Origin of the sequence: Streptomyces flavofungini, assembly GCF_041028215.1 — a bacterium.
GTDB classification, from domain to species: Bacteria; Actinomycetota; Actinomycetes; order Streptomycetales; family Streptomycetaceae; genus Streptomyces; species Streptomyces flavofungini_B.
In genome coordinates this window covers 1-13,952 of sequence record NZ_JASKYR010000114.1, presented here as the reverse complement: position 1 = coordinate 13,952, position 13,952 = coordinate 1, and the positions used below count along the sequence as shown (strand labels likewise).

Here is a 13,952-nt window from a genome sequence, read left to right as displayed (position 1 = left end):
GCCCCGACCGCGTAGATCGGCAGCGAGCGCAGCGCCACGATCTGGAGGACGAAGCCGAGCCCGTCGAGCGCGAGCCCCGCGAGATAGCGCCACTGGCGCAGGGCGCGCAGCAGCAGCGCGGGGTCCACACCGGAGCCCGTACCGGGCGCCGTGGCGCGTGCGGCGACCGCCTGGAGAACCGAGGCCGTACCGAAGCAGAGCGCCGAACCAAGCGCGCAAATCATTCCAAGAGACACAAAGTGACTGTAGAGGAGCGTGCGTCAAAGGCGGCCCAAGGGGCACACGGTGGACACCGGGGGTGGGCGGTCGGCACCGCGCACGGCGCCTTCCCTACGCTGATCGGCAGGACAACGGGGGAGCAGAGAAAAATGGCGGAGAAGCAACCACGGCGGCTGCGGTCCAGCACGGTCGTACTCGGCGGCATGGGCGTCCTCGCGGCGGCCCTGACCTCCTGCGGCTCGGACCCCGACCGGCGGTGCGTGGACCGGGACAGCTACGACGGCTTCCTCGGCTACAAGGTCATGAGCGACAAGAACTGCAAGTCGGGCTCGGGGAGTTCCACGGGCAAGGGCCGCACGTCCGGCTCCGGCTCGTACGGCACGGGCAAGAGCTCGGGCCGCACCGACCCCGCCTGGTACTACGACGCGGACGTCGACGGACGCTACGCCGACAACGGCACCTTCAGCCGCAGCGAGGCCGTGGACCGCGACGGCTTCGGCTGCTCGGGCAGCGGCAGCGGCGGCGGCTGACGGCCCGCCATGGAACGCCGCACGATCGAACCCCGCCCCGGCTGGCAGCAGACCGTCGAGGACCAGGGGCTCATCTATCCGCTGACCCGCTACCCCGACGACACCCTGCGTCCCTACTGGGACGAGAGCGCGTACTACGTGTTCTCCCTCCCCGAGGTGGAGGCGCTGGAGGAGGTCGTCGAGGAGCTGCACGCGATGTGCCTGGCCGCCGCCGCGCACATCGTCGACCACGACCGCCTCGCCGACCTCGGCATCACAGAACCGGGGGTCGCCGACGCGGTCACCGAGGCCTGGCACCGCCGCGCCGAACTGCCGTCCCTGTACGGCCGCTTCGACCTGCGCCACGACGGCACGGGACCGGCCAAGATGCTGGAGTACAACGCCGACACACCCACCTCGCTCGTGGAGGCCGCGAGCCCGCAGTGGTTCTGGATGGAGGAGCGCTTCCCGGGCGCCGACCAGTGGAACTCCCTGCACGAACGCCTCGTCGACGCCTGGAGGAAGCAGGCCGCGCTGCTGCCGCCCGGCGCCCCGCTGTACTTCGCCCACTCCGTCGCCGACGAGCTGGGCGAGGACCTGATGACGGTGGCGTACCTGCGCGAGACGGCCGAACAGGCGGGACTCGCCACCGAGTCCATCTCCATGGAGGACATCGGCTGGGACCGCCTCTCGCGCCGCTTCGTCGACAAGCGGCTCCGCTTCATGCGCGGCTGCTTCAAGCTGTACCCGTGGGAGTGGCTGACCACGGACCGCTTCGCCCCGCATGTCCTGGAGACCCTCGACAACGGCGGCGGCACCGGATCGACGCTGTGGATCGAGCCCGCCTGGAAGATGCTCCTCTCCAACAAGGCACTGCTCGCCGTCCTCTGGGAGCTGTACCCCGGCCACCCGAACCTGCTCCCCGCCTATCTCGACGGACCGCGCGAACTCGCCGGTGGCCGCGGGTACGTGGCCAAGCCCCTGCTCGGCCGCGAGGGCGCCGGAGTCACCGTCCACCCACCGGGCTCCCCACCGGTCATCCGCGACGAACCCTGCTGCTACCAGGAGCTGGCGCCGCTGCCCGACTTCGACGGCAACCGCGTCGTGCTCGGCGCCTGGGTCGTGGAGAACGAGGCGGCGGGGCTCGGCATCCGGGAGTCGTCGGGCCTGATCACGGACGAGTACGCACGCTTCCTGCCGCACGTGATCCTCTGACGCCCGCTCGCCGCCGCGTTCCGGTCCTGATCCGGACGGGGGGTCCTAGCTCAGCACGGCCCGGAGCTGGTCGAGCGCCCAGTCCAGGTCGTCCTTGCCGATCACCAGCGGAGGAGCGATCCGGATCGTCGCGCCGTGCGTGTCCTTGACCAGCACCCCGCGGTCCATCAGCTTCTCGGAGACCTCGCGGCCCGTGCCGTACGCGGGGGCGATGTCGACGCCCGCCCACAGGCCGCGCCCGCGCACCTCGGTCACCGCCCCGGAACCGGCGAGCAGCCCCAGCTCCGCGTGGAGGTGCTCGCCCAGCTCCGTGGCGCGGGCCTGGAACTCACCCGTGGCCAGCATGGCGATCACTTCGAGGCCCACGGCGCACGCCAGCGGATTGCCGCCGAACGTCGACCCGTGCTCGCCCGGCTTGAACACCCCGAGCACATCGGCGTCGGCGACCACCGCCGACACGGGCACGACCCCGCCGCCCAGCGCCTTGCCGAGCACGTACACGTCCGGCACCACGCCCTCGTGCTCACACGCGAACGTACGGCCGGTGCGGCCGAGCCCCGACTGGATCTCGTCCGCCATGAACAGGACGTTCCGCTCCCGGGTCAGCTCCCTGACCCCCGCCAGATATCCGGCGGGCGGCACGAGCACCCCGGCCTCGCCCTGGACCGGTTCGAGCAGCACGGCCACGGTGTCGTCGGTGACCGCGTCCCGCAGCGCGGCGAGATCGCCGTACGGCACGATGTCGAAGCCCGGCGTGTACGGGCCGAAACCGGCGCGGGCCTCCTCGTCCGTGGAGAAGCTGACGATGGTCGTGGTGCGGCCGTGGAAGTTGTCGGACGCCACGATGATCCTCGCCCGGCCGTCCGGCACGCCCTTGACCTCGTAGCCCCACTTCCGCGCGGTCTTCACGGCCGTCTCGACGGCCTCGGCGCCCGTGTTCATCGGCAGGACCATGTCCTTGCCGCACAGCTCCGCGAGACGCGTACAGAACTCGGCGAAGCGGTCGTGGTGGAAGGCGCGCGACGTCAGCGTCACCCGTTCGAGCTGCGCCTTGGCCGCCTCGATCAGCCGGCGGTTGCCGTGCCCGAAGTTGAGCGCGGAGTACCCCGCGAGCATGTCGAGGTAGCGGCGCCCCTCGACGTCGGTCATCCACGCGCCGTCGGCGGAGGCGACCACGATCGGCAGCGGATGGTAGTTGTGCGCGCTGTGCGCCTCGGCCGAGGCGATGAACGCCGCGGTGTCCCGGCCCGCGGGCGGCGGCGACGACGCCGGCTGTGATGACGAGGATGACGCGAACGGTGATGACATGGTCGACACGGGTTCTCCGATCGTCCTGCGGTGTGGCGTGGTGGTGGCGGCCGCGCTCTGTCGTTCTATCGTCGCTCGCATCGCGGACGAGGAAACATGCCGGATCGGCGTGCCCGCTATGGTGTGCTCGACAGCACGGCGACTGGCGTACGGGGAAGCGACCCCGAGGAAACCGTGCGAGGCAAGACCTTCGAGGTGCCGTATGCCTGGGCACCCCGGGACCACGACCGGACACCGACCGCTCGCCCCGGAGGACGCCATGACGCCCCCTGCTTCCCACGCCGCTCACCACCCGGCCCTCGCCGCCGAGGACCCGGAACTCGCCGCGCTCATCGACGCCGAGGAACGGCTCCAGGCCGACACGCTGCGCCTGATCCCCAGCGAGAACTACGTCTCCTCCGCCGTGCTCGAAGCCTCGGGCACCGTCCTGCAGAACAAGTACAGCGAGGGCTACCCGGGCCGCCGCTACTACGAGGGCCAGCAGCACATCGACCCCGTCGAGCGGCTGGCCGTCGCCCGCGCCAAGGCCGTCTTCGGCGCCGAGCACGCCAACGTACAGCCCTACTCGGGATCGCCCGCCAACCTCGCCGTCTACCTCGCCTTCGCCGAGCCCGGCGACACCGTGATGGGCATGGCCCTGCCGATGGGCGGCCACCTCACCCACGGCTGGGGCGTCTCGGCCACCGGCAAGTGGTTCCGCGGCGTGCAGTACGGCGTGCGCAGGGACACCGGCCTGGTCGATCTCGACGAGGTCCGCGACCTCGCCCTCAGGGAGCGCCCGAAGCTGATCTTCTGCGGCGGCACCGCGCTGCCCCGCACCATCGACTTCGAGGCCTTCGCCGGAATCGCCCGCGAGGCGGGTGCCGTCCTGGTCGCCGACATCGCGCACATCGCCGGTCTCGTCGCGGGCGGCGCGCACCCCTCCCCGGTGCCGCACGCCGACGTGATCTCCACGACCACCCACAAGACCCTGCGCGGCCCGCGCGGGGCGATGCTGCTGTCCCGCGAGGAGCACGCCAAGGCCATCGACAAGGCGGTCTTCCCCGGCCTCCAGGGCGGCCCGCACAACCAGACCACGGCGGCCATCGCTGTGGCCCTCCACGAGGCGTCCAGGGACTCCTTCCGCGACTACGCCCACGCGATCGTCGCCAACGCCAGGGCCCTCGCCGACGCCCTGCTCGCCCGCGGCTTCGACCTGGTCTCCGGTGGTACCGACAACCACCTGATCCTGATGGACCTCACCTCGAAGGACGTCCCCGGCAAGATCGCCGCGAAGGCCCTGGACCGGGCGGGCATCGTCGTGAACCACAACACCGTCCCCTTCGACCCGCGCAAGCCCTTCGACCCCTCGGGCATCCGCATCGGCACCCCCTCGCTCACCTCACGAGGGCTCGGCACGGAGCACATGGAGGCCGTCGCCGACTGGATCGACCGCGGTGTCGCCGCGGGCCGCGGCGGCGACGAGGAGGCGCTGGCGAAGATCCGGGCCGAGGTCGCCGACCTGATGGCGGCCCACCCGGCCCCGGGCCTGCCGACGATCTGACGGCGGCTGCGGGTGACCCCCGTCACATCGTTGTTGCACCGGTCGGGTCGAATCCGTTCCCACCCGGCACACACCTGTTTCCGAGTTATGAGAGACACCTGAGAGAATGGGCGTCATGGCCTCTGAACGTCCTCGTGTGCTCTCCGGTATCCAGCCCACCGCCGGCTCGTTCCACCTCGGCAACTACCTCGGCGCCGTGCGCCAGTGGGTCGCCCTCCAGGAGTCCCACGACGCCTTCTACATGGTGGTCGACCTGCACGCGATCACGGTCCCGCAGGACCCCGCGGAGCTGCGCGCCAACACCCGGCTCGCCGCCGCCCAGCTGCTCGCCGCGGGGCTCGACCCGGACCGCTGCACGCTCTTCGTCCAGAGCCATGTGCCCGAGCACGCCCAGCTCGCCTGGGTGATGAACTGCCTCACCGGCTTCGGCGAGGCCTCCCGGATGACCCAGTTCAAGGACAAGTCGGCCAAGCAGGGCGCGGACCGCGCCTCGGTGGGCCTCTTCACGTACCCGGTCCTCCAGGTCGCGGACATCCTGCTCTACCAGGCCAACGAGGTCCCGGTCGGCGAGGACCAGCGCCAGCACATCGAGCTGACCCGCGACCTCGCCGAGCGTTTCAACGGCCGCTTCGGGGAGACGTTCACCGTGCCCGCGGCCTACATCCTCAAGGAGACGGCGAAGATCTACGACCTCCAGGACCCGTCGATCAAGATGAGCAAGTCGGCGTCCACGCCGAAGGGCCTGATCAACCTCCTGGACGAGCCCAAGGCGACGGCCAAGAAGGTCAAGAGCGCCGTCACCGACACGGACTCCGTGATCCGCTACGACGTGGCCGAGAAGCCCGGCGTCAGCAATCTCCTCAGCATCTACTCCACGCTCACGGGCGCCGGTATCGCGGAACTGGAGCAGAAGTACGCCGGCAAGGGCTACGGTGCGCTCAAGACCGACCTCGCCGAGGTCATGGTCGAGTTCGCGACTCCGTTCCGGGACCGCACCCAGGAGTACCTTGGCGACCCGGAGACGCTCGACTCGATCCTGGCCAAGGGCGCGGAGAAGGCCCGTGCCGTCGCCGCCGAGACCCTCGCGCAGGCGTACGACAGGGTGGGCTTCCTGCCCGCCAAGCACTGAGTCCGACCGCACCGAGCACGACACGACAACCGCACCCGCGCTGCACGGCGAGCAGCACCCCCTGCCCATCGACACGACGATTAGGAGTACGACGTGGGGACCGTAACGATCGGCGTCTCGATCGCGGTCCCGGAGCCTCACGGCAGCCTGCTCCAGGAGCGGCGCGCGGGCTTCGGGGACCCCGCGGCGCACGGCATCCCCACGCACGTGACCCTGTTGCCTCCCACCGAAGTGGACGCGTCCGCGCTGCCCGCGGTTGAGTCGCATCTGATGTCGGTCGCGGCGGCCGGACGGCCCTTCCCGATGCGTCTGTCGGGCACGGGCACGTTCCGGCCGCTGTCGCCCGTCGTCTTCGTGCAGGTGGTGGAGGGCGGCTCGGCCTGCTCGTGGCTCCAGAAGCGGGTGCGGGACGCCTCGGGCCCGATGGCGCGCGAACTTCAGTTCCCGTACCACCCGCACGTCACGGTGGCGCACGGCATCTCCGAGGAGGCCATGGACCGGGCGTACGAGGAGCTCTCGGAGTACGAGGCGGCCTGGGCCTGCACCGGTTTCGCGCTCTACGAACAGGGCTCCGACGGCGTCTGGCGCAAGCTGCGCGAGTTCGACTTCGGCGGCCCCGTGGTGCCGCACCAGGCCTCGTCCCCGGCGGCCCGGGGCAAGCTGCCCACCCGCTGACCCCGCCGCCGGGCGGCCGTCAGACCGGCAGCCGCCGGAACAGCGGCCTCGGCACATGCCGCAGCGCCGACATGACCACCCGCAGCATCCCGGGCACCCACACCGTCTCCGAGCGCCGCCGCAGGCCCGTCTCGATGGCGGCGGCCACCGCGTCCGGCGTGGTCGACAGGGGGGCCTCCTCCAGGCCCGCCGTCATCTTCGAGCGCACGAAGCCGGGGCGGACGACCATCACATGCACCCCGGTGCCGTGCAGCGCGTCGCCGAGACCCTGGGTGAAGGCGTCGAGACCGGCCTTGCTGGAGCCGTAGATGAAGTTCGAGCGGCGTGCCCGCTCGCCCGCCACCGAGGAGAGCACCACCAGGGAGCCGTGGCCCTGGGACTGGAGCGCCCGCGCGCAGACCAGGCCCGAGGAGATGGCCCCGGTGTAGTTGGTCTGGGCGACGCGGACCGCCGCGAGCGGCTCGTCCTCGTCGCGCGCCTGGTCGCCGAGGACACCGAAGGCGAGCAGCACCATGTCGATGTCGCCCTCGGCGAAGATCTTGCCGAGGCTCTCCTCGTGGGACTCGGGGGCCAGCGCGTCGAAGGCGACGGTGCGCACGTCGGCGCCCATGTCGCGCAGCCCGGCCGCCGCCTCCTCCAGGGCCGGTGAGGGGCGCCCCGCGAGCCAGACGGTGCGGGTGCGGCGCACCACGAGCCGCCGGGCGGTGGCGAGCCCGATCTCGGAGGTGCCGCCGAGGACGAGCAGGGACTGGGGGGTGCCGAAGGCGTCTTTCATACGTACCGATCTCCTTGCGGGCGGATCTCCTGGAGTGCGGGTTCCCTCAGAGGGAGAGGCGGCGCGAGAGGTCCGAGCGGAACACGCCGCGCGGGTCCAGCTCGGCCCGCAGGGCGCGGAAGTCGTCGAGCCTCGGGTACATCCCGGCGAGCATGTCGGGCCGCAGCCGCGCGTCCTTGGCGAGGTAGACGCGGCCGTCGGCGGCGGCCACCTCCTCGTCGAGCTCGTCGAGGAAGGCGCCGAGCCCCGGCAGGTTCGCCGGGATGTCGAGCGCGAGCGTCCAGCCGGGCATCGGAAAGGACAGCCACCCCGGGTCGCTCGCGCCGAAGCGCTTCAGGACGGCGAGGAAGGACGGGCAGCCGCGCTCGGAGATGCGGCGCACGATCCGCCGCAGGGCCTCCTCCTTTCCGTACCCGACGACGAACTGGTACTGCACGAAGCCGCCGCGGCCGTAGACGCGGTTCCAGTGCGGGACGCCGTCCAGGGGGTGGAAGAAGGCGGAGATCCGCTGCAGCTCGCCGGTGCGCCAGCGGGGCGCCTTGCGGTACCAGAGCTCGTTGAAGAGGCCCACCGAGGCCCTGCCGAGCAGGCCCTCGGGGACGAAGGAGGGGGCGGCGGGAAAGCGCCCGGGGCGGAACGCCAGGGGCGCTCTGCGGGCGCGGGCGCGGGCCGGGAGCGCGTCGAGGGGCGCGTGGTCGCCGCGGGTGAGGACCGAGCGGCCCATGGCGGCGCCCCGGGCGAGGAGGTCGATCCAGGCCACCGAGTAGCGGTAGCGGTGGTCGGTGGCGGTGAGCCGGGCCATCAGGTCGTCGAGGTCGGTCGCGCGTTCGGTGTCGACGCTCATCAGGGACGTCTGCACCGGCTGGAGTTGCACCGTCGCCGAGACGATCACGCCGGTCAGGCCCATGCCGCCCGCCGTGGCGTCGAAGAGCGGGGTCCCGGGCGTGACGGTGCGGACCGTGCCGTCGGCCGTGAGCAGGTCCATCGCGAGGACATGGCGGGCGAAGGCGCCGGAGACGTGGTGGTTCTTGCCGTGGATGTCGGCGCCGATGGCCCCGCCGACCGTCACATAGCGCGTCCCCGGCGTCACGGGCACGAACCAGCCGAGGGGGAGCAGGACTTCCATCAGGCGGTGCAGCGAGACGCCCGCGTCGCAGACGACGGTGCCCGCGTCGGCGTCGATGGCGCGCACCCGGTCAAGGCCCGTCATGTCGAAGACGTCGCCGCCCGCGTTCTGCGCGGCGTCCCCATAGGCGCGGCCGAGTCCACGGGCGATGCCGCCGCGCTCCCCGCAGCCGCGCACGGCGGCGGCCGTCTCCTCGTGCGTACGGGGTCTCACCAGCCGCGCGGTGGTCGGGGCCGTACGACCCCAGCCGGAGACGGAGACGGCTTCGAAGGGCGCCGGAGCGGGGGAGTCGGCAGGCATGACCACGACGGTAGCGCCCGACTAGAGGGGATTTGCTCAGAATCGTCCGCGCTCTCACCGAAATGGGTGATTAGGGGAGTGTCACCCGGCATTGACCCCATCATCGGGCTTTCGCTGTGGAGAGTTGAACTGCCCAGATGAAGAGATGCCCGGCTCTCGAACGTCGTCGCTCTCGAACGTCCTCGAACGTCTGCGAAAACGAGGCCACATGCACGACATGGACCACCGGTTGCTGGCGGCCCTGCGCGACTGCGGCACCGACCCACGCGTGGCGGCCACCGCCCGCGCCCTGTCCTTCAGCGGCGAGCACGGGGCCCTGTGGATCGCCGCCGGGCTCATCGGCGCCGCCGCGGACCGCGAGCGGCGAGGCGCCTGGCTGCGCGGCACGGCGCTGACCGCCGCCGCCCACCTGACGAGCATGGGCCTCAAGCGGATCGTCCGCAGGCCGCGCCCCGACTGCGCCGCCGCGCCGCTGGTGCGCACCGCGGGCAGGCACTCCTTCCCCAGCTCCCACGCCACCTCATCGGCCGCCGCCGTCGTCGCCTACGGCGCGCTGCGCCCCGCGGGCGCCCGCCTCGTGCCGCCGCTCGCCGCGGCCGTGTGCGTCTCCCGGCTGGTCGTCGGCGTCCACTACCCCTCGGACGTGGCCGCGGGCGCCGCACTCGGCGCGCTCACCGCCCGCCTGGGCGCCACCTGGATGAACGGAGGCCGCAGCCGTGCCTGAACCCTCCGCCGCCGTCCTCGAACGGCCCCGCGCCCCGCAGCCGAAGCCGCGCGCCATGAGCCTGCCACTGGGGCTCCTGAAGACCGCGCGGCCACGCCAGTGGGTGAAGAACGTCCTGGTCGTCGCCGCCCCCGCGGCGGCGGGCGAACTCTTCTCGCGCCACGCCGCCACCCAACTCCTCACCGTGTTCGCCCTGTTCACGGCCGCCGCGTCGGCCGTCTACCTGATCAACGACGCGCGGGACGCGGACGCCGACCGCGCCCACCCCACCAAGTGCCGCCGACCGGTCGCCGCCGGACAGGTGCCGGTGCCCGTCGCCTACGCGGTCGGCGGCCTCCTCGCCGTCCTCGCGCCCGCCGCGGCCGCCGTCCTGTGCACCCCGCTGACGGCCGCGCTCCTCGCCGCGTACGTCGTCATGCAACTCGCCTACTGCGTCAGCCTCAAGCACGTCCTCGTCGTCGACCTCACGATCGTCACGACCGGCTTCCTGATGCGCGCCATGATCGGCGGCCTCGCCCTCGGCATCCCGCTCTCCCGCTGGTTCCTCATCACCACGGGCTTCGGCGCGCTCTTCATGGTCTCCGCCAAGCGCTACTCCGAGGCCGTGCAGATGTCCCGCGGCCCGGAGCGCCTTGGCGCCACACGCGCGCTGCTCACCGAGTACACCACCGGCTATCTGCGCTTCGTCTGGCAGCTCGCCGCCGGGGTCGCCGTCCTCGCCTACTGCCTGTGGGCCATGGAGGAGGGCGGCACCGCCAACGGCAGCACGCTCCCCTGGCGCCAGCTCTCCATGACGGCCTTCATCCTCGCGGTCCTGCGCTACGCCGTCTTCGCCGACCGGGGCACCGCGGGCGAACCGGAGGACGTCGTCCTGCGCGACCGGGCGCTGGCCGTGATCGGCCTCGTCTGGGCCGCCATGTACGGCCTCGCGGTCGCCGACTGGTGAGTCCGACCGCCCCGGCGCACTCCGCACGGCCGCGCTCCCCGCGCGAGCGGCTCCGCGCGATGGGACCCGAGCTGCTCGGCTTCGCCGCGGCCGGTGTCTGCGCCTACGCCGCCGACCTCGGCCTCTTCATCTGGCTGCGCGGCCCCGTGGGCCTCGACCCGCTGACCGCCAAGGCCCTCTCCTTCGTCGCGGGCTGCTCCGTCGCGTACGCGGGCAACGCCCTCGGCACCTACCGCCGCAAGGCCGCGCGGGTCTCCCGGCTGCGCCAGTACGCGGTCTTCTTCGCCGTCAACATCGCGGGAGCCCTCGTCCAGCTCCTCTGCATCGCCGTCTCGCACTACGGCCTCGGCCTCACCTCGGGACGCGCGGACACCGTCTCGGGCGCGGGAATCGGCATGGCCCTCGCTACGGTCCTGCGGTTCTGGGGTACACGGACCCTGGTCTTCCGGGAGTCCCGCGAGACACCGGGCACGGCTCCGGGCGCGACAGCAGGCAGGGAGGCGTCATGGACTGGCTGAAGAGACTGCCCGGCATCGGGCCGCTGGTCGTCAAGGGCATGCGCACGCACGCGTGGCACGCCTACGAGCGGCTCGACGAGGTGCACTGGACACGCCTCGCCGCCGCGATGACCTTCATCAGCTTCCTGGCCCTGTTCCCGCTGCTCACCGTCGCCGCGGCGATCGCCGCCGCCACGCTTACCGCGAAGCAGCAGGACACCCTCAAGGACAAGCTCGCCGAGCAGGTGCCCGGCATCTCCGACCAGCTGGACCTCGACGCCCTGGTCGCCAACGCGGGCACCGTGGGAGTCGTCGCGGGCGCCCTGCTGCTCCTGACCGGCATAGGGTGGGTCGGCTCGATGCGGGAGTGCCTGCGCGTCGTCTGGGAGGAGCCGGACGACGAGGAGAACCCGATCCTGCGCAAGGCCAAGGACGCCGGGGTGCTCGTCGGGCTCGGCGGCGCGGGACTCGCCTCGTTCGCCGCGTCGGGGCTCGCCTCGGTCGCGGTCGGCTCGGCGGCCCGGCTCTTCGGCATCGACGAGACCGGCTGGGGAGCCGTGCTGCTCCAGGTCATCGCGTTCGCGATCGCGATCCTCGCGGACTTCCTCCTGCTGCTGTACGTCCTGACGCTGCTCCCCGGGGTGCACCCGCGCCGCCACGACCTCTTCATCGCCGCGCTGATCGGCGCCGTGGGCTTCGAACTGCTGAAACTGCTGCTCGGCGGCTATATGAAGGGCGTCGCCGCGAAGAGCATGTACGGCGCCTTCGGCGTACCCGTCGCGCTGCTCCTGTGGATCAACTTCACGGCGAAGCTGCTGCTCTTCTGCGCCGCCTGGACGGCGACGCGGAAGATGCGCGGCTCCGAGGTGCCCGCCGTCAGTCCCGGGAGGACCCCCGGCCGGACTGCCCCGGAAGCGGCATCCGGCGCCTGAGCACGAACGCGCCCGCGCCGAGCACCAGGACCACGCCGCCCGTCACCGCGAGGGCGACGCCCATACCGTTCGAACCCCCGTCGGAGGCGTGCGCCATCTTCGCGGCGGCGTTGCCCTTGGCGCCCCCGCCGGGAGCGCCCTTGCCCGAACCGGTCGCCCCCTTCGGCGCGACGAGCTGACCCACCGGCTCGACCTTGCCCGCCGCCTTGAAGCCCCAGTCCAGGAGCCGCGCGGTCTCCTTGTACACCGCGTGGGGCTCGCCGGAGGAGGGGTTCATGACGGTGACGAGCAGCACCTTGCCGTTCCGCTCGGCGACACCGGTGAAGGTGTTGCCCGCGTTCGTGGTGGAGCCGTTCTTGACCCCGGCGATGCCCTTGTAGGCCTCGACCCCGTCCAGACCGGTGAGCAGCCGGTTGGTGTTCTGGATGCCGAACGACTCGCGCTTGGTCCTGCCCTTGTCCTTGCCCTTGGTGATCTTCTTGGTCTCCCCGGGGAACTCCGCGGTGGCCGTCGAGCAGTACTCGCGGAAGTCCTTCTTCTGGAGCCCCGACCGGGCGAAGAGCGTCAGGTCGTACGCGGAGGAGACCTGCCCCTTCTCGTCGTAGCCGTCGGGCGAGACGACGTGCGTGTCCAGCGCCTGGAGGTCCTCGGCATGCTTCTGCATGTCCTCGACGGTCTGCTTGACGCCGTCGTTCATCGCCGACAGGACGTGCACCGCGTCGTTGCCCGAGCGCAGGAAGACACCGAGCCACAGGTCGTGGACGGTGTACGTCTCGTTCTCCTTGATGCCCACCATGCTGCTGCCCGCGCCGATGCCCGCGAGGTCGGAGAGCGCGACCTTGTGCTTCTGGCTCTTGGGGAACTTCGGCAGGACCGTGTCCGCGAAGAGCATCTTCAGGGTGCTCGCCGGGGGCAGCCGCCAGTGCGCGTTGTGCGCGGCGTAGACCTCGCCGGTCTCCGCGTCCGACACCATCCAGGACCGCCCGGACAGCTCCTTGGGCAGCACCGGCGCGCCGGGCTTGAGCCGCACCTGCGTGCCCGGCTCGCCGAGCCTGGCGCCGCCGACCGTCGACATGGAGGAGGGCGGCTTGGGCTGTCCGTCGCCGGGCTTGTCGTCCGCGAGGGCGGGAGCCGTGGCGGACACGGTGAGCAGGGTCGCGGAAGCGAGCAGCAGGGCGGCTTTTCTGGTGGCTGACACGGACGCGAACGTACAGGGCACGGCTGCGGAAGATCCCGCCGAGGTGCCCTGAGCCATGCCGTCCATACCCCGGCGGCGGCCCGGCAGGGCGGATCGCGATACTGAACGCATGAAGCTCAGCCGCCCTGTCTCCTGGTTCCTGCTCGCCTTCGGGGTGTGGAGCTGGTTCATCTGGATCACTTTCGTCAAGAACCTGTGGAAGGACGGCAGCGGGCTCGCCTTCGATGACGCGGACAACCCGACCGGGTACTTCTGGGTGCACCTGACGCTTGCCGTTGTCTCCTTTGTCTTGGGGACGGTGGTAGGGGTCATCGGGTTCCGTGGAGTCCGTGCTCTGCGGAGAACCTCATAGCCATGGCCGTCGTCGCGGTCCTCGTGGGCCTACTCGTCCTCGCCGCCTTCGCGGCCTTCCACTGGTACGCGTGGCGTCGCCTCGTACGGGACACCACGGCCGGGCCAGGACCCGCCCGGCGGACCGGCACGGTGCTCTTCGCCGTCGCCCCCGTGCTGATGTTCACCGCCCTCGTGGCCGAGCGGGCGGGCGCTCCCTTCCTGCTGCAACAGGTGCTGGCCTGGCCCGGCTTCCTGTGGCTCGCCCTCTCGCTCTACCTGCTGCTCGCCCTCCTGGTGGGGGAGCTGGTACGTCCTGTGCTGCGGCGCCTGCTGGAGCGGGGCGACCGCGACGGCGGCCCCGGCGCGGAGCCCGCTGCCCCCGAGGGCAGCTCCGCGGTCGCACCCCCTGCCCCCGAGGGCAGCGCGGCCACCGCGTTCACCGCCCCGGAGGACGGCACGGCGACGGGGCCCACTGCCCCCAGGGACGGCACGGCCGACGCCAGGACTGCCCCCGAAGCCCTGG

Annotated in this window: 14 protein-coding genes, 2 pseudogenes and 1 riboswitch; of the genes and pseudogenes, 11 read left to right on the top strand and 5 right to left on the bottom strand. The window is 71.8% G+C overall.

Annotation, left to right across the window (positions count from 1 at the left end):
• Positions 1–224 (bottom strand): annotated as a pseudogene (locus AB8Z36_RS10855) (hypothetical protein); the annotation flags it as partial.
• Between the two features lie 144 nt (positions 225–368).
• Between AB8Z36_RS10855 and AB8Z36_RS10850 the strand changes: the two are divergent.
• Positions 369–749: a hypothetical protein gene (locus AB8Z36_RS10850; RefSeq protein WP_369213021.1), complete on the top strand. Its 381-nt coding sequence runs from the start codon at positions 369–371 to the stop codon at positions 747–749.
• Positions 750–758: 9 nt separating this feature from the next.
• Positions 759–1,943: a glutathionylspermidine synthase family protein gene (locus tag AB8Z36_RS10845; RefSeq protein ID WP_369213020.1), complete on the top strand. Its 1,185-nt coding sequence runs from the start codon at positions 759–761 to the stop codon at positions 1,941–1,943.
• A gap of 45 nt (positions 1,944–1,988) precedes the next feature.
• On the opposite strand, the gene rocD is transcribed toward AB8Z36_RS10845, so the two are convergent.
• Positions 1,989–3,251, bottom strand: a complete 1,263-nt coding sequence (gene rocD, locus AB8Z36_RS10840) for an ornithine--oxo-acid transaminase (RefSeq protein WP_369213019.1) — start codon at positions 3,249–3,251, stop codon at positions 1,989–1,991.
• A 128-nt stretch (positions 3,252–3,379) separates the two neighbouring features.
• Positions 3,380–3,470, top strand: a riboswitch (ZMP/ZTP riboswitch).
• A gap of 40 nt (positions 3,471–3,510) precedes the next feature.
• On the opposite strand from rocD, the gene glyA reads away from it, so the two are divergent.
• From glyA to AB8Z36_RS10825, 3 genes are all read left to right on the top strand, one after another.
• The gene (gene glyA, locus AB8Z36_RS10835; protein WP_369213018.1) at positions 3,511–4,794 is read left to right on the top strand and encodes a serine hydroxymethyltransferase; all 1,284 of its coding nucleotides are present in this window, start codon (positions 3,511–3,513) and stop codon (positions 4,792–4,794) included.
• 115 nt (positions 4,795–4,909) lie between these two features.
• Positions 4,910–5,923 carry a tryptophan--tRNA ligase gene (gene trpS / locus AB8Z36_RS10830; protein WP_369213017.1) on the top strand — a complete coding sequence of 338 codons (1,014 nt, stop codon included), beginning with the start codon at positions 4,910–4,912 and terminating at the stop codon, positions 5,921–5,923.
• Between the two features lie 93 nt (positions 5,924–6,016).
• Entirely contained in the window at positions 6,017–6,598 is a 582-nt protein-coding gene (locus AB8Z36_RS10825; protein WP_369213016.1) for a 2'-5' RNA ligase family protein, read from the top strand.
• A gap of 19 nt (positions 6,599–6,617) precedes the next feature.
• On the opposite strand, the gene AB8Z36_RS10820 is transcribed toward AB8Z36_RS10825, so the two are convergent.
• Positions 6,618–7,373 (bottom strand): decaprenylphospho-beta-D-erythro-pentofuranosid-2-ulose 2-reductase, encoded by a 756-nt coding sequence (locus AB8Z36_RS10820; protein WP_369213015.1) that lies wholly within the window; start codon positions 7,371–7,373, stop codon positions 6,618–6,620.
• Positions 7,374–7,419: 46 nt separating this feature from the next.
• Positions 7,420–8,799 (bottom strand): FAD-binding protein, encoded by a 1,380-nt coding sequence (locus AB8Z36_RS10815; protein ID WP_369213014.1) that lies wholly within the window; start codon positions 8,797–8,799, stop codon positions 7,420–7,422.
• A gap of 208 nt (positions 8,800–9,007) precedes the next feature.
• On the opposite strand from AB8Z36_RS10815, the gene AB8Z36_RS10810 reads away from it, so the two are divergent.
• Genes AB8Z36_RS10810 through AB8Z36_RS10795 form a run of 4 tightly spaced genes read left to right on the top strand, consistent with a single transcriptional unit; the run spans position 9,008 to position 11,898 of the window.
• Positions 9,008–9,523: a phosphatase PAP2 family protein gene (locus tag AB8Z36_RS10810; protein WP_369213013.1), complete on the top strand. Its 516-nt coding sequence runs from the start codon at positions 9,008–9,010 to the stop codon at positions 9,521–9,523.
• A 55-nt stretch (positions 9,524–9,578) separates the two neighbouring features.
• On the top strand, positions 9,579–10,469 hold the full coding sequence (locus tag AB8Z36_RS10805; protein ID WP_369213023.1) for a decaprenyl-phosphate phosphoribosyltransferase: 891 nt from the start codon (positions 9,579–9,581) through the stop codon (positions 10,467–10,469).
• 59 nt (positions 10,470–10,528) lie between these two features.
• The gene (locus AB8Z36_RS10800) at positions 10,529–10,987 is read left to right on the top strand and encodes a GtrA family protein (protein ID WP_369213022.1); all 459 of its coding nucleotides are present in this window, start codon (positions 10,529–10,531) and stop codon (positions 10,985–10,987) included.
• Positions 10,975–11,898 carry a YihY/virulence factor BrkB family protein gene (locus tag AB8Z36_RS10795; protein ID WP_369213012.1) on the top strand — a complete coding sequence of 308 codons (924 nt, stop codon included), beginning with the start codon at positions 10,975–10,977 and terminating at the stop codon, positions 11,896–11,898. The genes AB8Z36_RS10800 and AB8Z36_RS10795 overlap by 13 nt, the downstream gene beginning before the upstream one ends.
• Here AB8Z36_RS10795 and AB8Z36_RS10790 read toward each other — a convergent pair.
• Positions 11,843–13,096, bottom strand: a complete 1,254-nt coding sequence (locus tag AB8Z36_RS10790; protein WP_369213011.1) for a D-alanyl-D-alanine carboxypeptidase family protein — start codon at positions 13,094–13,096, stop codon at positions 11,843–11,845. The genes AB8Z36_RS10795 and AB8Z36_RS10790 overlap by 56 nt on opposite strands.
• A gap of 109 nt (positions 13,097–13,205) precedes the next feature.
• On the opposite strand from AB8Z36_RS10790, the gene AB8Z36_RS10785 reads away from it, so the two are divergent.
• Positions 13,206–13,448 (top strand): SCO4848 family membrane protein, encoded by a 243-nt coding sequence (locus AB8Z36_RS10785; protein ID WP_062778448.1) that lies wholly within the window; start codon positions 13,206–13,208, stop codon positions 13,446–13,448.
• A gap of 2 nt (positions 13,449–13,450) precedes the next feature.
• Positions 13,451–13,952: pseudogene (locus AB8Z36_RS10780) on the top strand (metallophosphoesterase); the annotation flags it as partial.